Genomic DNA, 21,529 nt, shown 5'->3' with positions numbered 1-21,529 from the left:
GGGGCGTTGGACTGACCATGACATCGACCGACAACGCTCAGATGACCATGTACTCGACCACCTGGTGCGGCTACTGCCGCCGGCTCAAGACGCAGCTGGACGAGAACGGGATCGGCTACACCGAGATCGACATCGAGCGCGATCCGAAGTCCGCGGAATTCGTCGGCAGTGTGAACGGTGGCAACCACGTGGTCCCGACCGTGCTCTTTCCGGACGGCAGCACCGCCACCAATCCGTCGCTCGCGCAGGTGAAGAAGGCGCTCGGCATCTGATTCGACAGGATCGTTCCAGCGCTGCCTCAGTCGAGCGCGGCCCAGGACTCGAGCATCGCGCGGGCGATGGAGATGGATCCGGGAAGTAGCAGGGGCGCGTCGTCCGCGGCGGTCCAGTCCCCCAGGGCCAGGGCGTCACGCACCTGCGCCCGCGAGAACCAGGTGGCTTCGGCGATCTCGCCGTCGTTGAACGAGACAGCCTGCGCTCGATCGGCCCTGGCCGCGAACCCGATCATCAGTGACCGGGGAAACGGCCACGGCTGGCTGCCGAGGTAGCGAATGTCGGTGACGTCGAGACCCACCTCCTCGCGAATCTCGCGCACGACGCAGGTCTCCATCGATTCCCCCGCCTCGACGAAGCCCGCGAGCACCGACATTCTGCGCTCGGGCCAGACGGGTTGACGGGCGAGCAGTACGTGGTCGGCGCCGTCGTGGACGAGGCAGATGATGGCCGGGTCGGACCTGGGGAATTCTTCGTGGCCGCTCGCCGTGCTGGTGCGTGACCAGCCGGCCGAGGACAGAACCGTCGGCGACCCGTCGATCGAGCTGAACGACGCGCTTCGGTGCCAATTGAGCAGCGCGACGGCGGTGACCAGCAGGCCGGCCGAATCGTCGTCGAGCACCTGACCCATGAGTCGCAGATCGGCCAGGTCGCCGCTCAACGCACCGACGCTGCGCGCCCACACGTGTCGGCCGTCCACCACACCGAGGAACACGGCGTCGTCCGCGCGTTCCTCGCTGACGTCCGTCGCCGGGACGAGTACGACCCGCCCGTCGTCGATGCGCACGCGTCCCTGGTGATCGACCGACAGCATCGACGCGGTGGACCACCCGTGCGCCAACGCATCGTCGTTGCGCCGCAGCTCCTCCGCTCGGTCGATGGGCGAGCGGGACAACATCGGTTCCGTGGTCAGGGAAAAGGTGGAGCTGGAGGTCTCGGGCACTGCTAGGACACTACTGAAGGCCGGAACTAATTCGACACGCGGCGGATGTACAGCAGGCGATCGTTGGCCTCGACCGCATCGACCTCGGGTGATCCGACCCGCAGAAGCCGTCCGTCCCGCACCACACCGAGGACGATGTCCGCGAGATGACGGGGCGATCCGCCGATCTCGTCGCGTTCGACCTCCCGCTCGGCGATGGCGAAGCCGTCTTCCGGGGTAAGGAGATCTTCGATCATCTCCACGACACTCGGTGTGGTGGTGGCGATTCCGAGGAGACGGCCTGCGGTCTCGGACGACACGACGACGGAGTCGGCCCCGGACTGGCGCAGAAGGTGGACGTTCTCGGCCTCGCGGATGGCTGCCACGATCTTGGCCTTCGGCGCCATTTCGCGCGCGGTCAGAGTCACCAGCACCGCGGTGTCGTCGCGGTTGGTGGCCACGATGATGGCCGACGCGTTCTGAGCCCCGGTCAACCGCAGGACGTCGGACCGCGTGGCGGACCCGTGGACGGTGACGAGTCCGAGGTTGGCGGCGGATTCGAGGATGGTCTGATCGGTGTCGACGACGACGATGTCCGCGGCAGCCACTCCGTCTCCGAGCATGGCGTCGACCGCCGTGCGCCCCTTCGTTCCGTACCCGACGACGACCGTGTGATTGCGCACGCTGCGCCTCCATCGCTGAATCTTGAACGCCTGGCGCGAACGTTCGGTGAGCACTGACAGGGTTGTTCCGACGAGCAGGATGAGGAAGAGCACGCGCAACGGGGTGATGACGAGGATGTTCACCAGCCGGGCCGTCGGCGAGATGGGTGCGATGTCGCCGTACCCGGTGGTCGATAGCGAGACGGTCGTGTAATAGAAGGCGTCGAGGAAGGACAGCTCGTTGTCCTGGTTGTCGGCGTATCCGTCGCGGTCGATGTAGACGATGATCGCGGCAACGAACAGCACGATCAGCGCGATCACGATGCGTTGCCAGATTGCCCGCCACGGGCTGGATTCGATGGTGGGAATGCGAAGCACGCCCACGAGCGCGAAGTCCGGGCGGTCGGTCAGCACGGTATTGCTCTTGCGCAGACGCGAGCTCAGCCGTCCGGCCATTGATCTGCCCCTCGATGTGCGTCGTCGCGGTTGCTTCGTCGTCCTCGCGTCGGTAACGCGATTCGATCGCAGCCTAGCGTGCACACTGGCGTCGCCCGCGCGGGTGATGCAGGGTGTCACCATGACCGACTCCCGTGGACAGACCGCCGCACTACGCCTCGCAGCCCTCCTGGGTGGGGCGGGTGTTCTGCATTTCGCCGCGCCGGGTCCGTTCGACAAGCAGGTGCCGCGGGCGCTGCCGGGTAGTGCGCGGACCTACACGTACGTGTCGGGCGTTGCCGAGTTGGCCTTGGCCGGCGGTCTCGCGGCCCCGCGTACGCGGCGCACCGCGGCCGGCGCGGCGGCGCTGTTCTTCGTTGCGGTGTTTCCGGCCAACGTTCAGATGGCGGTGGACTGGGTGCGCAGCTCGAAGACGACCCCTGCGATGAAAGCCGGTGTGCTGGCGCGTCTTCCGCTGCAGATTCCCTTGATCACCGAGGCTGTCAAGGTCCGCCGCAGCAGCTGATCACGAGCTGCCCGAGTTCGCGATCAGTTCCTCGAGCTCGCGGGCATCGGGAAGATTCTCCGGAGCTATGGTGCGGCCCGATCTGACGTAGTGGAACGCCGCGCGCACAGACTCGAGCGGAACCGGGCGCTCGGGACGTGCAGCCGACGCCAACTCCGCCCAGGCCACTCGGTAGGCGGCAAGCTGCATGGTGACGGCGTGCTCGTCGTCCGGGCTCGGCTCGGCGCCGGTCTTCCAGTCGATCACCGTCCATCCCCCGTCCGGATCCTCGAACACGGCGTCGATGCGGCCGCGCAGAACCACGCCGGCGACGGTGGTCTCGAAAGGAACCTCCACTTCGACCGGACTCCGCATCGCCCAGGGCGATCGATTGAAGGCATCCTGCAGCCTGGTCAGTTCGCTGTCGTGGGCGGCTCCGGTGTCGGCCGCGCCAGGCAACTCGTCCATGTCCAGCAGACGTGTTGCCCCGAAGCGCCGTTCGACCCAGGCGTGGAACGCGGTGCCGCGGCGGGCCAGCGGGTTCGGCGGATACGGCACCGGCCGACGCAGCTTGGCCGCCAACGCATCGGGATCGGCGACGAGGTCGACGAGCTGACTCACCGACAGGTGGCCGGGCACCTCGACCTCGGTGTGCACCGACCGGCGGGCGTCGCGTTCGGCGAGCAGTGCGTCGATGTCGGCAGCCCAGCCCTCTGGATCGTCGTCGGCCGCCACGGCATCGGGTTCGGGTTCGGCCGCCGCCGCGAGGACCGCTGCTGCACCGAGTTCGACGGCGTCGCGGCGCGATCCGAAGGGATCCGCCGGCCACATCGCGGACGCGGACGTTCCGCCGAAGGGGTTCACCGCACCGTCCTCGGGCGCCGGGGCCCACACGTCGACGACCGCCACACCGTCCGCTGCCCCGGCGCCCACCGCGTAGTCGTGAAGTTCGTCCAGGAACTCCGACGATCCGCGCGCTGCGGACCCGGCGCTGTCCCAGTGGTAGCCCGAAACGAACAGTGCCCGTTCGGTTCTGGTGACGGCCACGTAGAACAGCCGGCGATCCTCCGCGAGCTTGCGGCGTTTGAGAGCTTCCTTGTGCGCCGTGAGGGCGGTCTCGATGTCCTTGCGGTTGTAGGCCTCGGACAGGTCGAGAACGGGGACGCCCTCGGTGTCGTCGGCGTCGCGAGCTCGGTCACCCCTCAGGGACGGCGGAAGTTCCGCCACGGAACCGAGCCAGTAGGACGGCGCCGTCGACGAGGGGAATACTCCCCGACTCATGTGGGGCACGGCCACGACTTCCCATTCCAGGCCTTTGGCTGCGTGCACCGTCAACACCTGTACGCGGTGCGCCGCCACTTCGACTTCTCCTGGTGCCAAGCCGTTCTCGACCGAATCGGCGGCGGCCAGAAAGCCGAGGAGGCCCGACAGGGTGGCGGTGGGCCGATCGCCGTAATCGGCCACCACGTCGGCGAACGCGTCGAGATGTTCGCGGCCGGCGCCGAGAGTTTCGCCGCCTCGGCTGCGCGACCCGGCTTCGATTCCGATGCCGAGGACGCGCTCCACGTCCGCGGTGAGCTCGCTGAGGGGCTGGCCCAATCGCCCTCGGAGTGCATGCAGTTCGGACCCGAGCTCGACGATTCGGCGGTATCCGGCCGTGGAGTACGCCGACGGGTCTCCCGGGTCGGCAATGGCGTCGACAAGTCCCGACTGCTCGGCGCGCTCGCCGGGCACCACGGCGTCGAGAGCTTCGTCCAGCGCGGACGGGTCGGTGACGGCACCGGCGGTATCTCGTCGACCCTGTGCTCCGATCCGTCCCGCACGATCCCAGAGGGCCCGCAGATCGCCGATTCCGAGACGCCATCTCGATCCGGTGAGGATCCGCATGGCGGCGCTTCCCGCCAGCGGGTCGGCGACCAGTCTGAGCATCGCCACCAGATCGGCCACCTCGGGCGTGCGGAGCAATCCGCCCAGCCCGACCACCTCGACGGGTAGACCCCGACGTCGCAGTGCTTCCGCCATCGGTTCCGCGTCGGCGTTTCGCCTGATCAGCACGGCCGCCGTGGGCGGCTCGCGACCCGTGTCGTACGCGGCGTCGTACTCCGCGGCGATGCGGGCGGCCACCCAGTCACGCTCCTCGTCGACCGTCTCGGTGAGCGCGAGCCGCGCATCACCGGGAGCGGCCCCGGGGCGGGCAGTGAGCTCGTCCACGGTGACGCCTCGCGAACGCAGTGGTGCGGCAACCAGATTGGCCAGAGCCAGCGCTTCGGGCGGGTTGCGCCAGCTGGTCGACAGCTCGCGTACCGGGGCGGACCGCCCACCGGGAAGGGGGAAGTCGGTGGTGAAGCGAGGGAGGTTGGCCGCCGACGCTCCTCGCCACCCGTAGATCGACTGCATCGGATCCCCCACTGCGGTGACCGCAAGGCCGGGGTCTGCTCCACCCCCGAACAAAGACGAGAGCAGCACGCGCTGGGCGTGGCCGGTGTCCTGATACTCGTCGAGAAGGACGAGCCTGAACCGCGCTCGCTCGGACGCGCCGACGTCGGCGTGGTCCGACGCCACGGTGGCCGCCAGCGACATCTGGCTGCCGAAGTCCAGCACACCCTCTCGGGACATCACCTCGCGGAGGCGTTCGACCAACGGCAGCAGCGCGACCCGGTTCTGTTGTGTGTCCAACGCGTCCAGCAGCACTTTGCTGGGCCCGCCTCGCTGCCCGGGACCGGCGGGCAGCGTGTGCACCAACTTGTCCAGTTCGGTGTGTGCTTCCCTCAGGTCGGCGGGATCGACGAGGTGCTCGGCCAACTGACCGGCGAGCGCGAGGACGGACTCGGTGATCGACGTGGGCGTCCGGTCGAGGTCGATGTCTCCGTCCCACGAGCTGACGACGCGGTAGGCGAGTTGCCAAAGTTCGGTCTCCGTGAGCAGCCGCGCCGACGGTTCCACCGGCAGCAGCAGTCCGTGCTCGGCGATCAGTCGGCCGGCGTACGAGTGGTAGGTGCTCACCTCGGGCTCGCCGCTGACGATGGAGTCTCGCAATGCGCCCGACGGGTCGGCCCGAAGGATCAGCTCCGAGCCGGCCAGCCTGGCGAGGCGTTGCCGGATACGGGATGTCAACTGCTGCGCGGCCTTACGCGTGAACGTCAGACCCAGCACCTGATCGGGGTGCACGAAACCGTTGGCGACCATCCACACCACACGGGCCGCCATGGTCTCGGTCTTGCCCGCGCCGGCTCCGGCCACGACCAGGGTGGGACCGATCGGTGCTGCGATCACGGCGGACTGCTCGGCGGTCGGCCGGTTCTGACCCAGGGCGTCGGCGAGCTCGCCGGGACCGAACCGGGCGTCGAGCGTGCGCGGCCGACCCTTCGACCGTGCTGCGGTGCTCGTCATCCCTCACTCACCTGCCTTCCGGTGTCCCGAGCGGGACAGCTGGAAGCTATCGGGCAGTGCCGACATCCGTCGTTGACCCGCGCCTCGAACGACGGACCGCGAGTAGCCGACGCCGCGGCAGCGATCGCGTCTCGCCAGGCGTCGACATCGTCCGCGGACAACGGGTTCTGGGTGCGCTCGGTCGCCCCCGCGCTGCGATGCGGCTTGGCGACGAAAACCAAACGCGCGCCGCCCGGTTCGGTGGCGGGCTCACCGGCGATCGCCCCGGCAGCCGCGGCCACCTGATAGGTCGCGAGTTGAGCGTGTTCGGCGGCGGCGGACTTGCTGACGGGACTCTTCGCAGTCTTCACGTCGATGACCACCGGACGGCCGTCGTTGTCACGCTCGAGCCGGTCGATGCGGCCGCGCAGTCTGATGTCGGGTTCGTCGGGCGTGCGGCCTTCCAGCACGCCGTCGACGGGAACTTCGACTCCGACCTCCGTCAGCTCCGAACGCGACGTCCTGAGCCACTGCTCGAACGTCTCGAGCATGGTCGCCGTGCGGCCGAGCTCCTTGCGCGAATACCATGCGGATCCGAGATCGACAGCGGTCCAAGCATTTTCGAGCGATGCCCGCACCCGCTCCGGTGGTATGCGACCGGCCACCGCCTGCACGAGCGTGTGCACCAGGTTTCCGGTGACGGCGTGCACCGTGTCGCCGTCGTTGCCACCGGATCGTTCGAGCGCCCACCGCAACGGGCACGTACCGAGCTGCTCGACGGTGGACGGGGACATGGGCACGGGCCCGTCCTCGGCGTTCCACAGCGGTTCGAGTGTGCTGACCGCGGACGTGCCGTACCACTCGTCGGGGTGCGCTCCCCGGACGCCTTCACGTGCGAGCCGCGCGAGTGACGTTGCGGCCCGTCGATGCTTCGCCGGATCGTGTTGCGCAACAACCGGATCGCACACCACACTGCGCAACTGGGCAACCAGGGACGACAGCGAGAGAACGTGACCACGGCGGGGCGTGGCAGCCGTGGCGTCACTCGTGTGCTCCTCACATAGTCGCGGGTCGGCCAGCAATTCGTCGAGGAAGCGCGAGTGAACCAGATCGGAATCGGCCACCGAATCCACGGCGGTGACGAGCAACCGGCGGCGAGCTCGACTGCACGCCAGCAGGAACAGGCGTCGTTCGTCGGCCAGGATCGGGGCAGCGCGAGAGACCGTCCCGGCAAGGGAGTTCTCGCCGTCGGCGACACCGCTCGCAAGATCGACGAGCGCTTCCACTCCGAGGAGCGACCCGCGCGCTCGCAGGGTGGGCCACAACCCTTCCTGGACTCCTGCAACGGCCACCACGTCCCACTCGCGGCCGGCCGCGGAGTGGGCGCTCAGCACGGTCACGGCATCGACGGGAACTTCTGTGCGCGAACGGGAATCGGTGGGGATCTCCTGGTCCGTGACGTACTCGACGAATCCCCCGACGGTGGCGCGCGGCAGCCGATCGACGTAGTTGGCCGCCGCGTCGAAAAGCGCGACGACACTGTCGAGGTCGCGATCGGCCTGGGTGCCGAGGGCTCCGCCGCGCTCCGACGCCGATGTCCACCGTCGCTCGAGCCCCGACGCCTGCCACGCGGCCCAGAGCGTGTCCTCCACAGCGCGAAGGTCGCGCCGGAGCACGGCGCCGGCCTTGTCGAGGACTTTCTGCACTCGTCGGAGCGGCGCGGCCTCGACGTCCGTCAACTGCGACACCAGATTGTCGACCTCCGCACGGCCTGCCTGATCGAGGGCCGACCGGATGATCTCCGTGGAGTCGCGGTCACCACCCGCGGCCACGTCCGCGCGCCGGAGACCCCTGCGGAGTCGGCGCAGCGCAAGAGGATCGGCGCCGCCGATCGGTCCCTCGATCAGGGCCACCGCATCGTCGCCGGTGAAGCCGGCATCTGCGGAGACCGCGCGCAGCACCAGCAGAAGCGCGACGGCGCCTCGTTGCCGGTGCAGCGCAAGTTCGTTCGCCGATGCGACGACGGGCACTCCCGCTGCCAGCAGGGCGCGCCGAATCGGTGCCAGCGCACGCGGAACGGAGCGCAGCACCACGGCCATGGACGACCACGGCACACCGTCGACGAGGTGCGCGCGGCGCAAGGTGTCCGCCACGAGGGCGGCCTCCTTCGCCGTGGACGACGCCACCTCCACGCGAACCGCCGCGGTGGAGTCGGCGGCGAAGGTGAGCGGCAGACGGGTGGGCGAGGATCCCGGCAGCCGAGCCGCCACCGCGGCAGTGACCCGTCCGATCGCAGGGTCGGAGCGGAGGTTCTGCGTCAGAACCACACGCTCGGCACGCCCTCGAATGTCGAACTCGCGCAGGAAGGTTGGATCGGCCCCGCGGAAGGTGAAGATCGCCTGATCCGGATCGCCGGCGACCACGGAGCTCGATGCCCCTGCCGCGAGAAGCCGGACAATCTCGGCCGCCTGCGGATCGAGGTGCTGTGCGTCGTCGACCAGGACGTGCCGTATCCGCGCGCGTTCGCTGCGCAACAACTCCGGATCGGTGGCGAACGCCGTCAACGCGGCGCCGACGAGTTCTGCGGCGTCGAGTCCGGGCGCGGTGGCTTCCGGCGCCTCCATTCCGACCGACCCACGAAGAACCATCGCCTGTTCGTACTGGGCCGCGAAACGCCCGGCGGCAACCCATTCGGGTCGCTTGTGCTTACGGCCCCACCGGACGAGATCCTCCGGACCGAGCCCTCGTTCCGCCGAGCGAAGAAGGAGATCGCGAAGTTCCGCCGCGAACCCGACCAGGCCCAGCGCGGGCCTCATCTTCTCCGGCCACGCCGGCGCGCCGTCGGCGAGCTCGCCGCGCAACATCTCGCGCAGTACTGCGTCCTGCTCCGCGCCGGTCAACAGTCGAGGTGGCTTGTTCCCGTGCGCCGACGCCTGAAGGCGGAGCACGGCGAACGCGTACGAGTGGATTGTCCGCACCAGCGGTTCGCGGGTGGCCCGCGCCGCGCCGCCGGCACCGATCAGTGCCGCCGTGATCTGCTCACGCATGGCGAGGGCAGCCCGTTTCGAGTGTGTGAGAACGAGAACCGACTCGGGGTCGCTGTGCGCGTCGACGATGCGCGAGACGGCCACATCGGCGAGAAGGGCGGACTTGCCGGTGCCGGCCGCCCCGAGCACCTGCCATGCACGGCCTGGACCGGCACCGTCGACGATCCTCGCCACGTCGTCGGGCCATTCGCGCCGAGGAACGGTGACCACCGGCCGACGGACCAGTGTGGCCGCGGGCGCGGCACCGGACCGGCCCCCGTCGTCCGCCGGTCTCGGCGCGTCGTCGATCATGGACGCATTGCATCATGGGGGTACGACACAGCACGTTCCGGACGCGAGGAGCCTTCGATGCCCGACATTGCGGTACACACCTACGGACCGGACGACGGTCCCGAGGTGTTGGCCATCCACGGGATGACCGGGCACGGCCAACGATGGGAATCCTGGTCGCGCCATCTGCCGGAGGCCCGGATCATCGCCCCGGACCTGATCGGGCACGGTCGGTCCCGTTCCACCCCGCCCTGGTCCATCGACGCACAGGTCGCCGCGCTGCACGAGGTTCTCCGTGAACGTGCCCGGGGTCCGGTGGTGGTCGTGGGGCATTCCTACGGCGGCGCCATCGCGCTGCACCTCGCCCGGACCCATCCGGAGCAGGTTCGGGCGCTCGCCCTTCTCGATCCGGCGATCGGCCTCGACCCGGAGGAACTGCTGGACGTGGCGGAATCGACAGTGCAGCACAGCGAATACACCGATGCTGCGGAAGCGCGGGCCGAGAAGCTGGGCGGGGCATGGCACGACGTCGACCCTGCTCTCGTCGACGCGGAGATCGAGGAACATCTGGTGACGACCGACTCCGGTCGAGTCCGGTGGCGCCTGTCCGTCCCGGCTATCGTCGCGTCGTGGGGTGAACTGGCCAGGCCGTTCGTTCTGCCGTCCCCCGACGTGCCCATCACCGTGGTGCAGGCCATGCAGGTGCAGCCTCCCTACGTGACGCCGCAATTCCAGGCCGCGCTGCGCGAGCAACTCCCCCTGCTGCGCTACGAGCAGTTCGACTGCGATCACATGGTGCCGCAGGCGAAACCCGCCGAGTCCGCGCAGTTGGTGCGCGACCTTATCGGCGCTGCATAGCGGCTCGCGTCACACGACCACGGACGGCCGGCGCGGAGCCGTGTCCGCCGTGTCGGTGCTCGACGACGCGACATCCGCCGCCGCGTCCGCCAATACCGCTGTCGCGGCGGTGATGTCGGCGAGCGAACGGGTGAACGGAATGCGCTGACGATCGTCGAACGCGTGCCCCAACCCGAACCGCGTGCCCGGCGCCAGGAGCAGACCGCGGGCATGCGCGGCCGCCACGAGATCGGTCGATCGCAGGCCCGCCGGCAGCCGACACCAGAGCGACAGTCCGCCGGCAGGAAGGTCCAACTCCCAGTCCGGCAGTCGTTCTCGCAGAAGATCGGCGAGTCGATCCCGCGCCGCCCGCAATTCGTCGGTGCGCGCGCGGCACACGTCGTCGTAGCGATCGAGAAGCAGCGCGGCGACAGCCTGGTCGAGCACGGACACCGACAGCTGTCGGCGCGCGTAGCGGGCGGCGATGCGGTGGACGGTCGACGGTTCGGCACGCACCCACCCGACGCGAAGCCCTCCCCAGACGGTTTTGCTGGTCGAGCCGATGTGGACCGTCGCGCGTGCGGGGGTGGCCGCACCGAACGGTTCGACGGCGGCGGATCCGTCCAGTGTCAGATCCGAGGACACTTCGTCCACCACGGTGATCACGCCGTGACGATGCATCGTCGCCGACAGTCGGCGGCGACTCTCCGCGGGAAGACGCGTTCCGGACGGATTGGAGAAGTCGGGCATGAAGTAGGCAACCGTCGGCGCGCTCTGTCGCGCCGCCAGATCGGCAGCAGCGACGAAGCCGTCCGGATCGCAAGAATCGACGGCGACGGGAACGCATCTGCCCCCGATGGCCGCCACGACGTCCACGACACCCGGGTACGTCGGGTGTTCGACGAGAACGCGGCTGCCCGGTTCGATCAGGGCGTCGAGCACGGCGTGCGCTGCGTCGGAGGCACCGGAGGTGATCAGGATGTTCTCGGCCGAGGTCGGGAGCCCGCGCCGGGTGTAGTACGCGGCCACGGCGTCCCGCAGCGCGGGCATCCCGGCGGGCGCATATCCGCTGTGCGGCAGCAGGTCCCGGACACGCTCCACCGCGGACAGGTACGCGTCGGGCAGCAACGCGGACGCGGCCGGCGAGGCGTTGACGAACTCGAGCCGACCCTGCCCGTGACCGCGCGCGAGGGTCCCCCAGGACTCGCGGGTGGCCGACGGTGCCACGAACGTTCCCGCCCCCTGCTGCGAATGCAACAGACCGGCGACGCGCAACTCGCGGTAGGCCGACGCAACGGTCACGCGGCTCACCTCCAGGCACGTCGACAAGGCGCGCTCCGCCGGGAGCCTGGTGCCCGACGGAAGAATTCCGGTTTCGACGAGGCCACGCAGTTGTGCCGCGATCCGTTCGTACAGCGGCCCGCCCGGCGTAGGCGCACCGGACGAGGAAGCCGTCAGAGCGTCGGCGAGTTGGCGGGCCGAGATGGCCGCGGGCCCGACCGGCTGAATGCTCGACATCAGTCCATTCTGACACGGTGGACTGCACATTTCAGCCTAACGACAGTCCAATATTGGCTCATGTTCATCATTGGAATGCTTCTGGTCCTGAGTGTCATCGGTGTGGTCGGCATGGCCGGGTCTGTTTCGAACGGTGGCCGTTGCGCCCTGTCGGGACCACCGCGCAGTCGGGCGCACTCGGACTGACAGAGACGATCGCTAGGCTCGGTGCATGCCCGTCGATGCAGTCGTCCTCGCCGGCGGACGGGGCACCCGAATGGGGGGCACCGACAAACCCGCCCTCGTCGTTGCGGGCACCTCGCTGCTCGACCGCGCGGTGGCCGCCGTCGCCTCGTGCGACCGGGTCGTGGTGGTCGGTCCGCGACGAGAGCTGGCCGGGGGAACACGCGAACCGATATGGGTGCGTGAGGATCCCGCACACGGCGGACCCGTGGCCGCACTGGCGGCCGGTGTCGCCGCCCTCGACCACCGGCCGTCCGACGACGGGACGCCGGTGGTCGTCCTCGCCGCCGACATGCCGTGGGTGACCGAGGCCGACGTGCAGGTTCTCGTCGAGCACCTGTCATCGAACGAGTCGATCGACGCGGTGTTCGCATCCGACGTCGACGGGAGAATTCAGTACCTGTACGGCGTCTGGCGAGCGAACGCACTCCGTCGGGCCCTCGGCGACGGCACAGGCGTGTCGGGTCGCTCGATGAGATCGCTTCTCCCCCAGCAGGTCGCAACGGTCCGAACGGCCCGCACGGAGGACATCGACACCGCGACCGACCTCGACGATGCCCTCGGCCGGGCCACGTTGTCCGTCCGGGACGCGCGACACCGGGTGCGGTCGACGGTTCCGCTGTTGCCCGCTCGCTCCGCCTCCGTGGGGTCGGCGTCGAATGCAGTTCTCGCCGAACCACTTCGGGCCAACACAGCGTTTCCCCGATTCGACACCTCGGCTATGGACGGATACGCGGTGGCGGGCGACGGACCCTGGACCGTGCGTGCGGACATCGTGTTCGCCGGCCCCGCCGGCGCTGCGCCACTCCCCTCGGGGACCGCCGTCCGTATCGCGACCGGCGCCCGGGTACCGGAGGGCGCCACGTCGGTGGTCCGAGACGAGCACGTCGTCGTCGACGACGACCTGCTGCACCTCGCGCCCGATGCACCCGCTCGCAACGACACCCGGCATACGGGCGAGGACTGGACCGCGGGAGCCGTGCTGGCGCCGCCGGGGATCGCGGTCACCCCCACCGTCCTCTCGACCGCGCTGAGCGCGGGCGTCGACACCGTGGTGATTCGTGGGCCGGCCACGGTCCGAACCGTGATCACCGGCGACGAGGTTCGTTCCAGCGGCCCGCTGGCCGACGGTCAGATCAGAGACTCGATCGGCCCGGTTCTGCCGAGCTTCCTGCGCTCCTGCGGATTTCGGCCCGACGGTGAGGTGCACACACTCGACTCCGAACACGGATTCGACGACGTTCTGACGGCAGCATCCGACGTGGACGTGGTGATCGTGGTCGGCGCGACCGGAGGCGGTGCGGCGGACCGGTTGCGCGGTGCGCTCGACCGCGCCGGGGCTCGCATCGTCGTTGGCTCGGTTGCGTGCCGGCCCGGCGGATCGTCGGTGATCGCCCTTCTGCCCGGCCGGCGCGTGGTGTTCGGCCTCCCCGGTAATCCCTACGCCGCCGTCGCGACGCTGCTGTGTCTCGGACCGAGTATCGCGGCGGCCCTGACCGGTGTCACGTCCGGGGCGAACGCCACCGGGGTGATGCCCGACCCGCCGACGACGTCCACCGCGACGCGTCTCGTTCCGACCTACCGGGACGATGAAGGTCGTTGGTGGGCAACCGAATCGACACGGACCGCGCATCTCGCGGATCTGGTGGGGTGCGACGGGATCGCCGTCGTACCGCCGGGAACCGTCAGCGGCGACCGGGTCGAGATTCTGCCTCTGCCGACTCGATGAGCCGAGCACCCTCTCGGTAACGGGAGACCAGCAGGTCCACCACGCCCTCGTGCCGACCGAGCGGCTCCGTCACCGCGGTCGCACCGCAGTTGCGCAGGCGTGTGTGGAACAGACCGGGAGCCAACAGGTACGACGCGACGAAGACGCGGTCGGCGCCGTTCGCACGCAACCGTGCGACCACGCACGGCACGCGCGGGCGGCCGGTGGCGATGTAGCCGGTGACCACGGTCGTGGAGGCCGCGTCGGCGAGCTGCCGACGCGCTCGCTCCACATCGGACACCGCGCGCGGATCGGACGAGCCTGCCGCGGCGAGCACCACCGGATCACCGGGTCGCCATCCCGCGCGCCGAAGCTGCTCGAGCATGATTGCGGCCAGCGCCGGGTCGGGACCGAGGGCCCGAGTGACGTGCACGTCGGCGTGTCCGCTGGCGTCGATCTCGCGCGGAAGGTCGACATGAACGTGGTACCCGGAGGCAAGGAACGCGGGCACGACCACCACGGGGGACGTGAGGGCGGAGTCGCGCAGCACCTCCTCGGGAGACGGACCGAGGACGTCGACGAACGCGACGCGGACCGTACCGACGCGGGGCCGGACCGATTCCGCAAGAGAGGCAACGAGTTCGACTCCCTTCGGATTACGCGTCCCGTGCGCGACGAGGACCAGCGCCGGGCCCGTCATATCGTCTCGAAGGAGTCGTCGAGAGCGAGCCGGTATCCGCGTTTGACCACGGTCTGGATCACCTTGGGTGCACCCAGGGACGACCGGACGCGAGCCATGGCCGTTTCCACGGCGTGGGTGTCTCCGCCGCCGCCGGGCAGGGCCGCCAACAGATCCTCGCGCGACACCACTCGACCCGGGCGACGTGCCAGGGTCTTGACGATGGCCATGCCGGCGGGCGAGACCTGGCGCGGTTCACCGTCGACGACCACGCAGCCGCCGAGAACGCTCAGCACGTGGCCACCGGCCTTCATCGACTTGGTGCGCCGCGGAAGTTCGTCGGTGACGTGACGTGCGAGCGCTCCCAGCCGGGCGCGGGCCGGAGCGGTGGTGTCCACGGACAACGCCTCCAACGGAGCGGCGGTGACCGGCCCGACGCAGGCCGCGAGAACGCGTCCGCGCATCGATTGCAGGAACGGTTCGAGCACTCCGTTGCTCTTGGCGCGCATGAGCATCGACGCCACCGCGGGCGCGCTGGTGAAGGTGACCGCGTCGAGCTCGCCGGCGATCATGGACTCGATCATGCGGTCCATGGGCGCCTGATCCGTGGGCGGCGTCCAGCGGTAGACGGGCACGGGAATCACCGTGGCGCCCGCACACCTGAGCACCTCGCAGAAGTCCGGTATCGGCTCCCACTCGGTGGTCGCCCCGTGCAGCTGGACCGCGATGCGCTTGCCCTCCACACCTTCCTCGAGCAGGTGGTCGAGAACCTCGGCCGACGATTCGGACGCGGGCGACCATACTTCGCGAAGGTCCGCCGCGCGGATCGCCCCCTTGGCCTTCGGCCCTCGCGCCAGCAATCGACTGGCACCGAGAGCGCTCACGAGTCGCTCCGCGAGTCCCCACCCGTCGGCCGCTTCCATCCAGCCTCGGAAGCCGATTCCCGTTGTGGCGACGGCGATGTCGGGCGGAGCGTCGACGATCTCTCGGGTGACACGCTCGAGCTCGGTGTCGTCGGCGAGCGGAATGATGCGAATGGCCGGGGCATGCACCACGGCCGCGCCGCGCCGCGTCAGCAGGGTGGCGAACTCGTCGGCCCGACGCGCGGCGGTGATTCCGACCGTGTACCCGGCGAGGGGTTTGTCCGCCGAGTCTCGGGGAACGATCTCGGCACTCACGTCGGCAGTCTCTCCGCTCGGTCGGTTCGCAGCTTCACTCGGACGATTCCCTCGACCACGTCGACGTCGAACGTCGGCAGCACCACCTCGGGCTCGTCGAGGCACCGCCCGTCGACGAGCGAGAACGCCTGCTTGAGCAGAGGCGACGCAACGGTCGGTTCACCGGCGCGATCCCCGACGATTCCCCTCGACATCACGGCGGCACGGCCGTAGGGGTCGATGTTGCCCACCGCGAAGAGTCGGCCGTCCTCGAGGCGGAAGAGCGCTGCCTGATGCCCACCCCTGAGCAGGACGGCGACACCCCGATTCGCCGTCAACGAGTCGAGAGCGCAGGCCGGTGTCCACGAGTCCGAACGTACCGCTGAATCGATCACAGTCATGAGTCCTCCTCCGTGCACCATTTGTACGGGTGCGGTGTTACTTCGTCGTTACGGCCGTCGGCACGGCGTGTGAACCGGACAGCTGCTCAACGACCGCCGCGCACGGCCGGCATACCCATCAGAACCGGAACCTTGCGGGCGCCGGTGTCGTCGAACATCACCGTCGGGTCCTCCTGATCGGGAGCGTTGACGAAAGACACGAACCGAGCGAGCTTGGCCTCGTCGTCCAGCACGCCCTTCCACTCGTCCTGGTATCCCGCGACGTGCCGCTCCATGGCCGCTTCGAGCTCGTCCGCGATGCCGAGACTGTCGTCGCAGACCACCGCCCGGAGGTGGTCGAGTCCCCCGTCGAGCGCCTCGATCCACGGCGCCGTCCGTTGCAGTCGATCGGCGGTGCGCACGTAGAACATCAGGTAGCGGTCGATGAACTTCACGAGGGTGTGGTCGTCGAGCCCCGACGCAAGCAGCTGAGCGTGGACCGGAGTCTGCCCGCCGTTTCCGCCGACGTAGAGGTTCCATCCGCTCTCGGTGGCGATGACTCCGACGTCCTTGCCGCGCGCCTCGGCGCATTCGCGGGCACAGCCGGAGACTCCGAACTTGATCTTGTGCGGCGACCGCAATCCTCGGTATCGCTTCTCGAGGTCGACGGCCATACCGACCGAATCCTGGACGCCGTAGCGGCACCAGCTCGATCCGACGCAGCTCTTCACCGTCCGCAGCGACTTTCCGTACGCCTGGCCCGATTCCATCCCGGCGTCGACGAGTCGCTTCCAGATGGCCGGCAACTGCTCGACGCGGGCACCGAACATATCGATGCGCTGTCCGCCGGTCACCTTGGTGTACAGACCGAAATCGCGCGCCACCTCGCCGATCACGATCAGCTGCTCCGGCGTGCATTCGCCGCCGGGCATGCGCGGCACCACCGAGTAGGTGCCGTTCTTCTGGATGTTTGCCAGGAAATGGTCGTTGGTGTCCTGCAGCGACGCGGATTCACCGTCGAGAATGTGGTCGGACGACGTCGACGCCAGGATCGATGCGACGACGGGTTTGCAGATGTCGCATCCGGCTCCCCTGCCGTACTTCGCGACGAGACCCGAGAACGTACGCACCCCGGTGGCGGACACGATCTCGAATAGCTCGGCACGCGACTGAGAAAAGTGCTCACACAGCGCTTTCGAGAGCACGACACCCGACGCGGCAAGCAGCGACTTGATGGTGGGCAGACACCCACCGCACGTGGTTCCGGCGTCGGTACAAGCCTTGACCGACGCGATGTCGCACGCGCCGTCGGCGATGGCCGAACAGATCGTTCCTTTGTCGACCGCGTTACACGAGCACACCTGGGCGTCGTCGGGAAGCGCTCCGGCGCCGATCTTCTCCCCCGTGGGAGAAATCAACGCGGCGGGATCGCCCGCCAGCTCTCGTCCCACGAGCGGCCGTAGAGTCGCGTAGGCGGAGGCGTCCCCGACAAGGATGCCGCCCAACAGAATTCGGGCATCGTCGGAGACGACCAGCTTGGCGTAGGTGCCCTTGGCCGCGTCGTTCAGCACGACCTCGAGGGCGCCCTCCGCGGTGGCGAGTGCGTCGCCGAAACTGGCGACGTCGACTCCCATCAACTTCAGTTTGGTCGACATGTCGGCGCCGGGGAACGTCGAGTCACCGCCGAGCAGACGGTCGGCGACGATCTCCGCAGTGCTGTACCCGGGTGCGACTAGTCCGTAGCAACGACCGTCCACGGCCGCGCACTCGCCGATGGCGAAGATCGCGGGATCGGATGTCACGCAGCGTGAGTCGGTCAGAACGCCGCCGCGCTCACCGATCTCGAGACCGCTCGACTTCGCGAGGGCGTCCTGCGGCCGAACGCCGGCGGAGAACACGACCAGCGCCGCGTCGATCTCGCTACCGTCCGCGAGTTCGACGCGTACTCCGCCGCCGGTGTCGGTGATGCTCGACGTGCCGACGCCGACGTGCACGGTGACACCGAGTTCGGTCACCAGCCGGGCGAGAAGAGCGCCGCCGCCCTCGTCGACCTGCATCGGCATCAGACGCGGTGCGAACTCGACCACGTGCGGCGACATACCCATGAGCGACAGCGCATTGGCTGCCTCCAACCCGAGGAGCCCGCCGCCCACCACGACGCCGACTGCGCCGGGCCCTGCGGCGTCGGCCCGTGCGCGAATCCCGTCCAGGTCGTCGAGTGTGCGATACACGAAGCACCGGTCGAGGTCGTGTCCCGGAACCGGCGGCACGAACGGGTACGAACCGGTGGCGAGAACCAGCGCGTCGTACTGCACCCGATCACCGTCGGAGGTGTGCACGGTGCGCGTGTCGCGATCGATCTGCGCCGCGCGCACCCCGGTCCGCACGGTGACCGATTCGTCACCGGCGTAATCGTTTCCGGCCAGTGCGAGCTCGCGGTGGTCCCAGTTCCCGACGTAGGACGACAGCCCCACGCGGTCGTACGCGGGCAGGTTCTCCTCACACAGGACGGTCACCGTCCACTGGTCCGTGACGTCGCGGGCGCGCAGCGTCTCGACGAACCGGTGACCGACCATCCCGTGCCCCACCACTACCGCGTGTTTGTTCGTTCCAAGTCGCCCGCTTGACTCCGACCGGCCTCCGGCCTGCCCGCTCATCAGACGGACACCGCCGCCGCGTTCGGATCGCTCGCAGTGGAGTTCGGCGCGACGGCGCTGCGGGGCTTGCGAAGGTAGATCGCCCACGTCACCAGAGCGCAGAGCACGTAAAACCCGAGGAACACCCAGAACGCCATGGTGGCCGACTTGGCTGCACCCGAATACGACGCTCGCAGAACGAGATTGATGGCCACGCCGCCGAGTGCACCGATGGCACCGGCGATTCCGATGAGCGCCCCGGACATCCGGCGCGACCATGCCGCCTGCTCGTCGGGGGTCATGCCGACCAACTCGGTGGACTTGACCACGAAGATGGCGGGAATCATCTTGTAGACCGAGCCGTTGCCGACCCCCGAGAGAACGAACAGCAGGATGAATCCGACGACGTAGGACACCATCATCGATCCTGTTGCGGCGCCGGCGGTTCCGTCGTCGGTCATGGACGTCGCGACCAGGATTCCGGCCGAGAAGATCATGGCCACGAACGTGTACAGGGTGATCTTTCCGCCGCCGATCTTGTCGGCGAGCTTGCCGCCGAAGGGACGCGAGAGCGATCCGAGCAACGGTCCGATGAACGCGATCTGCGCGGCGTGCAGTGACGCCTGGGCTTGCAGTGCCGGTGTGACCGGTCCGCCGTCGGCCAGTCCGGCGAGGAAATTGATCTGCAGAATCTGACCGAAGGCGAAGCTGTAGCCGATGAACGAGCCGAAGGTCCCGATGTAGAGGAACGCGATCCACCAGGCGTCCGAGAACTTCAGGACGTCCACCATCGACCGAGCATTCGTCTTCTGGTTGTCGAGGTTGTCCATGAACAGCGCCGCACCGACGGCGGCGACGGCGATCAGCACCAGGTAGACGGCGCACACGATCTCGGGCGCCGTGTTGCCGATGGTGGCGATGACCAAGAGGCCGATCAGCTGGATGACGGGGACACCGATGTTTCCGCCGCCGGCGTTCAGACCCAGCGCCCACCCCTTCTCACGCTGCGGGTAGAACGCGTTGATGTTGGTCATCGACGACGCGAAGTTGCCGCCGCCGAGGCCGGCGAACGCCGCCACGATCATGTACGTCGTGTAGGACGCCGGGTTCAGCATGAAATACATGGTGAGCAGGACCGGGATCAGCAGCACCAAGGCGCTGAAGATGGTCCAGTTGCGGCCGCCGAACTTCGCCGTCGCAAAGGTGTACGGGATACGCAGAAACGCGCCGACCAGGGTGGGCATGGCGACGAGGAAGAACTTCCCGGCCGCGTCGATGTTGTAGACGCTCATCGGCATGAACAGCACCATGACCGACCAGATCGACCAGACCGAGAACCCGACGTGCTCGGCGACGACGGACCACACGAGGTTGCGCCGCGCGATGTCCTTGCCACCGGACTCCCACGCGTCGACATCCTCGGCGTTCCAGTTCGAGATGTGGTGCTTCTTGACGGCGGGAGCGGTCGGCGCTCCGGTGGCGGCCTCTGGCGTGCTGGTCACGTCTGGTCTCCTAGTCTTCGGAACTCAGAGAATGGGTCTCTGGGAAGCACCAAAGATAAGAAAACGATGTTGCCGCTACGCGTTACGCGATGACCTCGGAGTGAACTTGCCCTCACGCGCTTCGGCAGGCGCGGGTGAGACGACTAGATTCGCGGGTCGTCCTCGAGCAGCCGCGGCCGGCACGCCGCGAACGCGCCCACCAGCAGCACCGCCACTCCACAGGCCAGGAAGCCCAGCGAGGCGCCCCACCCACCGGTTGCCGAATGCAGGAGTCCGAACAGCAGCGGCCCTGCGCAGGCGATGGTGTAGCCGACTCCCTGCGTGAAGCCGGACAGCGCAGCCGAGCCTGCCGGTGTTCGGGTGCGCAGGTTGATCAGGGTCAACGACATCGGGAACGTCGTCGGCCCGAGGCCGACCAGCACCACCCAGAGCATCGTCGCCGTGCCGGGTGACCACATCAGACCGGCAAAACCCGCGAGGTAGAACACGGCGCATCCGACGACGATCGGGAACGGGTTACGCATCCGCTCGCACAGGGTGGGCGCGACGAAGGACACCAACAGCCCCATCGCGCCGAACACCGCGACGGACACACCGGCGAACTGCTCACCGGCGCCGGCCTCGACCAGCAGCTCGGGCAGCCAGGTCAACATGGCGTAGGTGATCATCGACGTCATCGCGAACATCGTGGCCATCCCCCAGCCGAGCGGCGTCCGCCACACGGGGATCGAGGTGTGCGGTGCGGCGACGACTCCGTCGGTCCGGGCCGGTTCGCTGCGGCGCATCAGAACGATCCCGATCCAGGGCAGCACTGCAGCGCCTGCCGCCAGCGACCACATTCCGATGGAGAACCGCCACCCGCCCAGATCTGCGGCGGGGACGGCGGTGAGGGCCGGGACGATCGTGCTCAGCTGGAGGAAGCTGATGTACACGGTGCTCATCAGAGCGAGCCGGTCGGAGAAGTAGCGCTTGACGAGCGGCGGGATGACGACGTTGCCGATTCCGAGACCGGCCAGCGCGAGCGCCGACACACCGAGCAGCGTCGACACGTTCGGCGCGAAGGCGCGCAGCGCTATACCGACGGTCGCCGCGATCATGGCCGTGAGCGCGGTCCATTCGAGACCGATGCGGCGCGAAATTGCGGGCGTCGCAACCCCGAACACCGCGAACATCAGGGTGGGGACCATGCCGAGGAGCCCGATCACTCCCGGTCCGAAACCGAGGTCGTCGCTGATACGTCCGAACAGCGGAGACATCGACGTCACGGCGGACCGCAGTGTGAAGGCGGACAGGATCAGCGCCAGGAACACGAGAGCACGACCGCGGATCAACGGACGCGCGGACGTGCGTGCGGTCGGATCCTCCACGATGACTGCGCTCATTCGTCAAATCATAGGATGACCCGAT

At 68.6% G+C, this 21,529-nt stretch carries 15 protein-coding genes; 4 read left to right on the top strand and 11 right to left on the bottom strand.

What is annotated here, in order from left to right:
* The first annotated feature begins 17 nt into the window (after positions 1-17).
* Positions 18-272, top strand: a complete 255-nt coding sequence (locus tag AC59JP_RS19955) for a mycoredoxin (RefSeq protein WP_497327535.1) — start codon at positions 18-20, stop codon at positions 270-272.
* 26 nt (positions 273-298) lie between these two features.
* On the opposite strand, the gene nudC is transcribed toward AC59JP_RS19955, so the two are convergent.
* On the bottom strand, positions 299-1,171 hold the full coding sequence (gene nudC / locus AC59JP_RS19950; protein WP_497327673.1) for an NAD(+) diphosphatase: 873 nt from the start codon (positions 1,169-1,171) through the stop codon (positions 299-301).
* Between the two features lie 71 nt (positions 1,172-1,242).
* Positions 1,243-2,313 carry a potassium channel family protein gene (locus AC59JP_RS19945; RefSeq protein WP_497327534.1) on the bottom strand — a complete coding sequence of 357 codons (1,071 nt, stop codon included), beginning with the start codon at positions 2,311-2,313 and terminating at the stop codon, positions 1,243-1,245.
* A gap of 106 nt (positions 2,314-2,419) precedes the next feature.
* Here AC59JP_RS19945 and AC59JP_RS19940 point away from each other — a divergent pair, with 106 nt between their 5' ends.
* Complete coding sequence (locus AC59JP_RS19940) at positions 2,420-2,818, top strand: DoxX family protein (RefSeq protein WP_497327533.1); 399 nt, start codon at positions 2,420-2,422, stop codon at positions 2,816-2,818.
* On the opposite strand, the gene AC59JP_RS19935 is transcribed toward AC59JP_RS19940, so the two are convergent.
* Together AC59JP_RS19935 and AC59JP_RS19930 are read right to left on the bottom strand one after the other, a co-directional pair.
* Positions 2,819-6,187, bottom strand: coding sequence for an ATP-dependent helicase (locus AC59JP_RS19935; RefSeq protein ID WP_497327532.1), 3,369 nt, complete (start codon positions 6,185-6,187; stop codon positions 2,819-2,821).
* On the bottom strand, positions 6,184-9,504 hold the full coding sequence (locus tag AC59JP_RS19930) for an ATP-dependent helicase (protein WP_497327531.1): 3,321 nt from the start codon (positions 9,502-9,504) through the stop codon (positions 6,184-6,186). The genes AC59JP_RS19935 and AC59JP_RS19930 overlap by 4 nt, the downstream gene beginning before the upstream one ends.
* Positions 9,505-9,561: 57 nt before the next feature.
* Between AC59JP_RS19930 and AC59JP_RS19925 the strand changes: the two genes are divergently transcribed.
* On the top strand, positions 9,562-10,341 hold the full coding sequence (locus AC59JP_RS19925) for an alpha/beta fold hydrolase (RefSeq protein WP_497327530.1): 780 nt from the start codon (positions 9,562-9,564) through the stop codon (positions 10,339-10,341).
* A 9-nt stretch (positions 10,342-10,350) separates the two neighbouring features.
* On the opposite strand, the gene AC59JP_RS19920 is transcribed toward AC59JP_RS19925, so the two are convergent.
* On the bottom strand, positions 10,351-11,838 hold the full coding sequence (locus AC59JP_RS19920; RefSeq protein WP_497327529.1) for an aminotransferase-like domain-containing protein: 1,488 nt from the start codon (positions 11,836-11,838) through the stop codon (positions 10,351-10,353).
* A 211-nt stretch (positions 11,839-12,049) separates the two neighbouring features.
* Between AC59JP_RS19920 and AC59JP_RS19915 the strand changes: the two genes are divergently transcribed.
* On the top strand, positions 12,050-13,789 hold the full coding sequence (locus AC59JP_RS19915; protein ID WP_497327528.1) for an NTP transferase domain-containing protein: 1,740 nt from the start codon (positions 12,050-12,052) through the stop codon (positions 13,787-13,789).
* Here the strand turns inward: AC59JP_RS19915 and AC59JP_RS19910 are convergent.
* The 6 genes from AC59JP_RS19910 to AC59JP_RS19885 form a co-directional block, all read right to left on the bottom strand.
* Positions 13,746-14,468, bottom strand: a complete 723-nt coding sequence (locus tag AC59JP_RS19910) for a sirohydrochlorin chelatase (protein ID WP_497327527.1) — start codon at positions 14,466-14,468, stop codon at positions 13,746-13,748. The genes AC59JP_RS19915 and AC59JP_RS19910 overlap by 44 nt on opposite strands.
* Complete coding sequence (locus AC59JP_RS19905; protein ID WP_497327526.1) at positions 14,465-15,625, bottom strand: uroporphyrinogen-III synthase; 1,161 nt, start codon at positions 15,623-15,625, stop codon at positions 14,465-14,467. Before AC59JP_RS19905 ends, AC59JP_RS19910 begins: the two co-directional genes overlap by 4 nt.
* Positions 15,622-16,005, bottom strand: a complete 384-nt coding sequence (gene nirD / locus AC59JP_RS19900; protein WP_497327525.1) for a nitrite reductase small subunit NirD — start codon at positions 16,003-16,005, stop codon at positions 15,622-15,624. The genes AC59JP_RS19905 and nirD overlap by 4 nt, the downstream gene beginning before the upstream one ends.
* Before the next feature lie 86 nt (positions 16,006-16,091).
* Positions 16,092-18,641, bottom strand: coding sequence for a nitrite reductase large subunit NirB (nirB, locus tag AC59JP_RS19895; RefSeq protein ID WP_497327524.1), 2,550 nt, complete (start codon positions 18,639-18,641; stop codon positions 16,092-16,094).
* Positions 18,641-20,122, bottom strand: coding sequence for a nitrate/nitrite transporter (locus tag AC59JP_RS19890; protein ID WP_497327523.1), 1,482 nt, complete (start codon positions 20,120-20,122; stop codon positions 18,641-18,643). Before AC59JP_RS19890 ends, nirB begins: the two co-directional genes overlap by 1 nt.
* Positions 20,123-20,265: 143 nt before the next feature.
* Positions 20,266-21,504, bottom strand: a complete 1,239-nt coding sequence (locus AC59JP_RS19885) for a CynX/NimT family MFS transporter (RefSeq protein ID WP_497327522.1) — start codon at positions 21,502-21,504, stop codon at positions 20,266-20,268.
* Positions 21,505-21,529: the final 25 nt, after the last annotated feature.

The sequence above is a fragment of the Rhodococcus sp. 320_ES genome, from assembly GCF_059691855.1.
This window is presented reverse-complemented; position numbering and strand designations above follow the sequence as displayed.

Coding starts and splice junctions, on each gene's coding strand:
- AC59JP_RS19955 (WP_497327535.1), top strand. CDS start 18: ATGACATCGACCGACAACGCTCAGATGACCATGTACTCGACCACCTGG.
- nudC (WP_497327673.1), bottom strand. CDS start 1,171: ATGTTGTCCCGCTCGCCCATCGACCGAGCGGAGGAGCTGCGGCGCAAC.
- AC59JP_RS19945 (WP_497327534.1), bottom strand. CDS start 2,313: ATGGCCGGACGGCTGAGCTCGCGTCTGCGCAAGAGCAATACCGTGCTG.
- AC59JP_RS19940 (WP_497327533.1), top strand. CDS start 2,420: ATGCAGGGTGTCACCATGACCGACTCCCGTGGACAGACCGCCGCACTA.
- AC59JP_RS19935 (WP_497327532.1), bottom strand. CDS start 6,187: ATGACGAGCACCGCAGCACGGTCGAAGGGTCGGCCGCGCACGCTCGAC.
- AC59JP_RS19930 (WP_497327531.1), bottom strand. CDS start 9,504: ATGATCGACGACGCGCCGAGACCGGCGGACGACGGGGGCCGGTCCGGT.
- AC59JP_RS19925 (WP_497327530.1), top strand. CDS start 9,562: ATGCCCGACATTGCGGTACACACCTACGGACCGGACGACGGTCCCGAG.
- AC59JP_RS19920 (WP_497327529.1), bottom strand. CDS start 11,838: ATGTCGAGCATTCAGCCGGTCGGGCCCGCGGCCATCTCGGCCCGCCAA.
- AC59JP_RS19915 (WP_497327528.1), top strand. CDS start 12,050: ATGCCCGTCGATGCAGTCGTCCTCGCCGGCGGACGGGGCACCCGAATG.
- AC59JP_RS19910 (WP_497327527.1), bottom strand. CDS start 14,468: ATGACGGGCCCGGCGCTGGTCCTCGTCGCGCACGGGACGCGTAATCCG.
- nirD (WP_497327525.1), bottom strand. CDS start 16,005: ATGACTGTGATCGATTCAGCGGTACGTTCGGACTCGTGGACACCGGCC.
- nirB (WP_497327524.1), bottom strand. CDS start 18,641: ATGAGCGGGCAGGCCGGAGGCCGGTCGGAGTCAAGCGGGCGACTTGGA.
- AC59JP_RS19885 (WP_497327522.1), bottom strand. CDS start 21,504: ATGAGCGCAGTCATCGTGGAGGATCCGACCGCACGCACGTCCGCGCGT.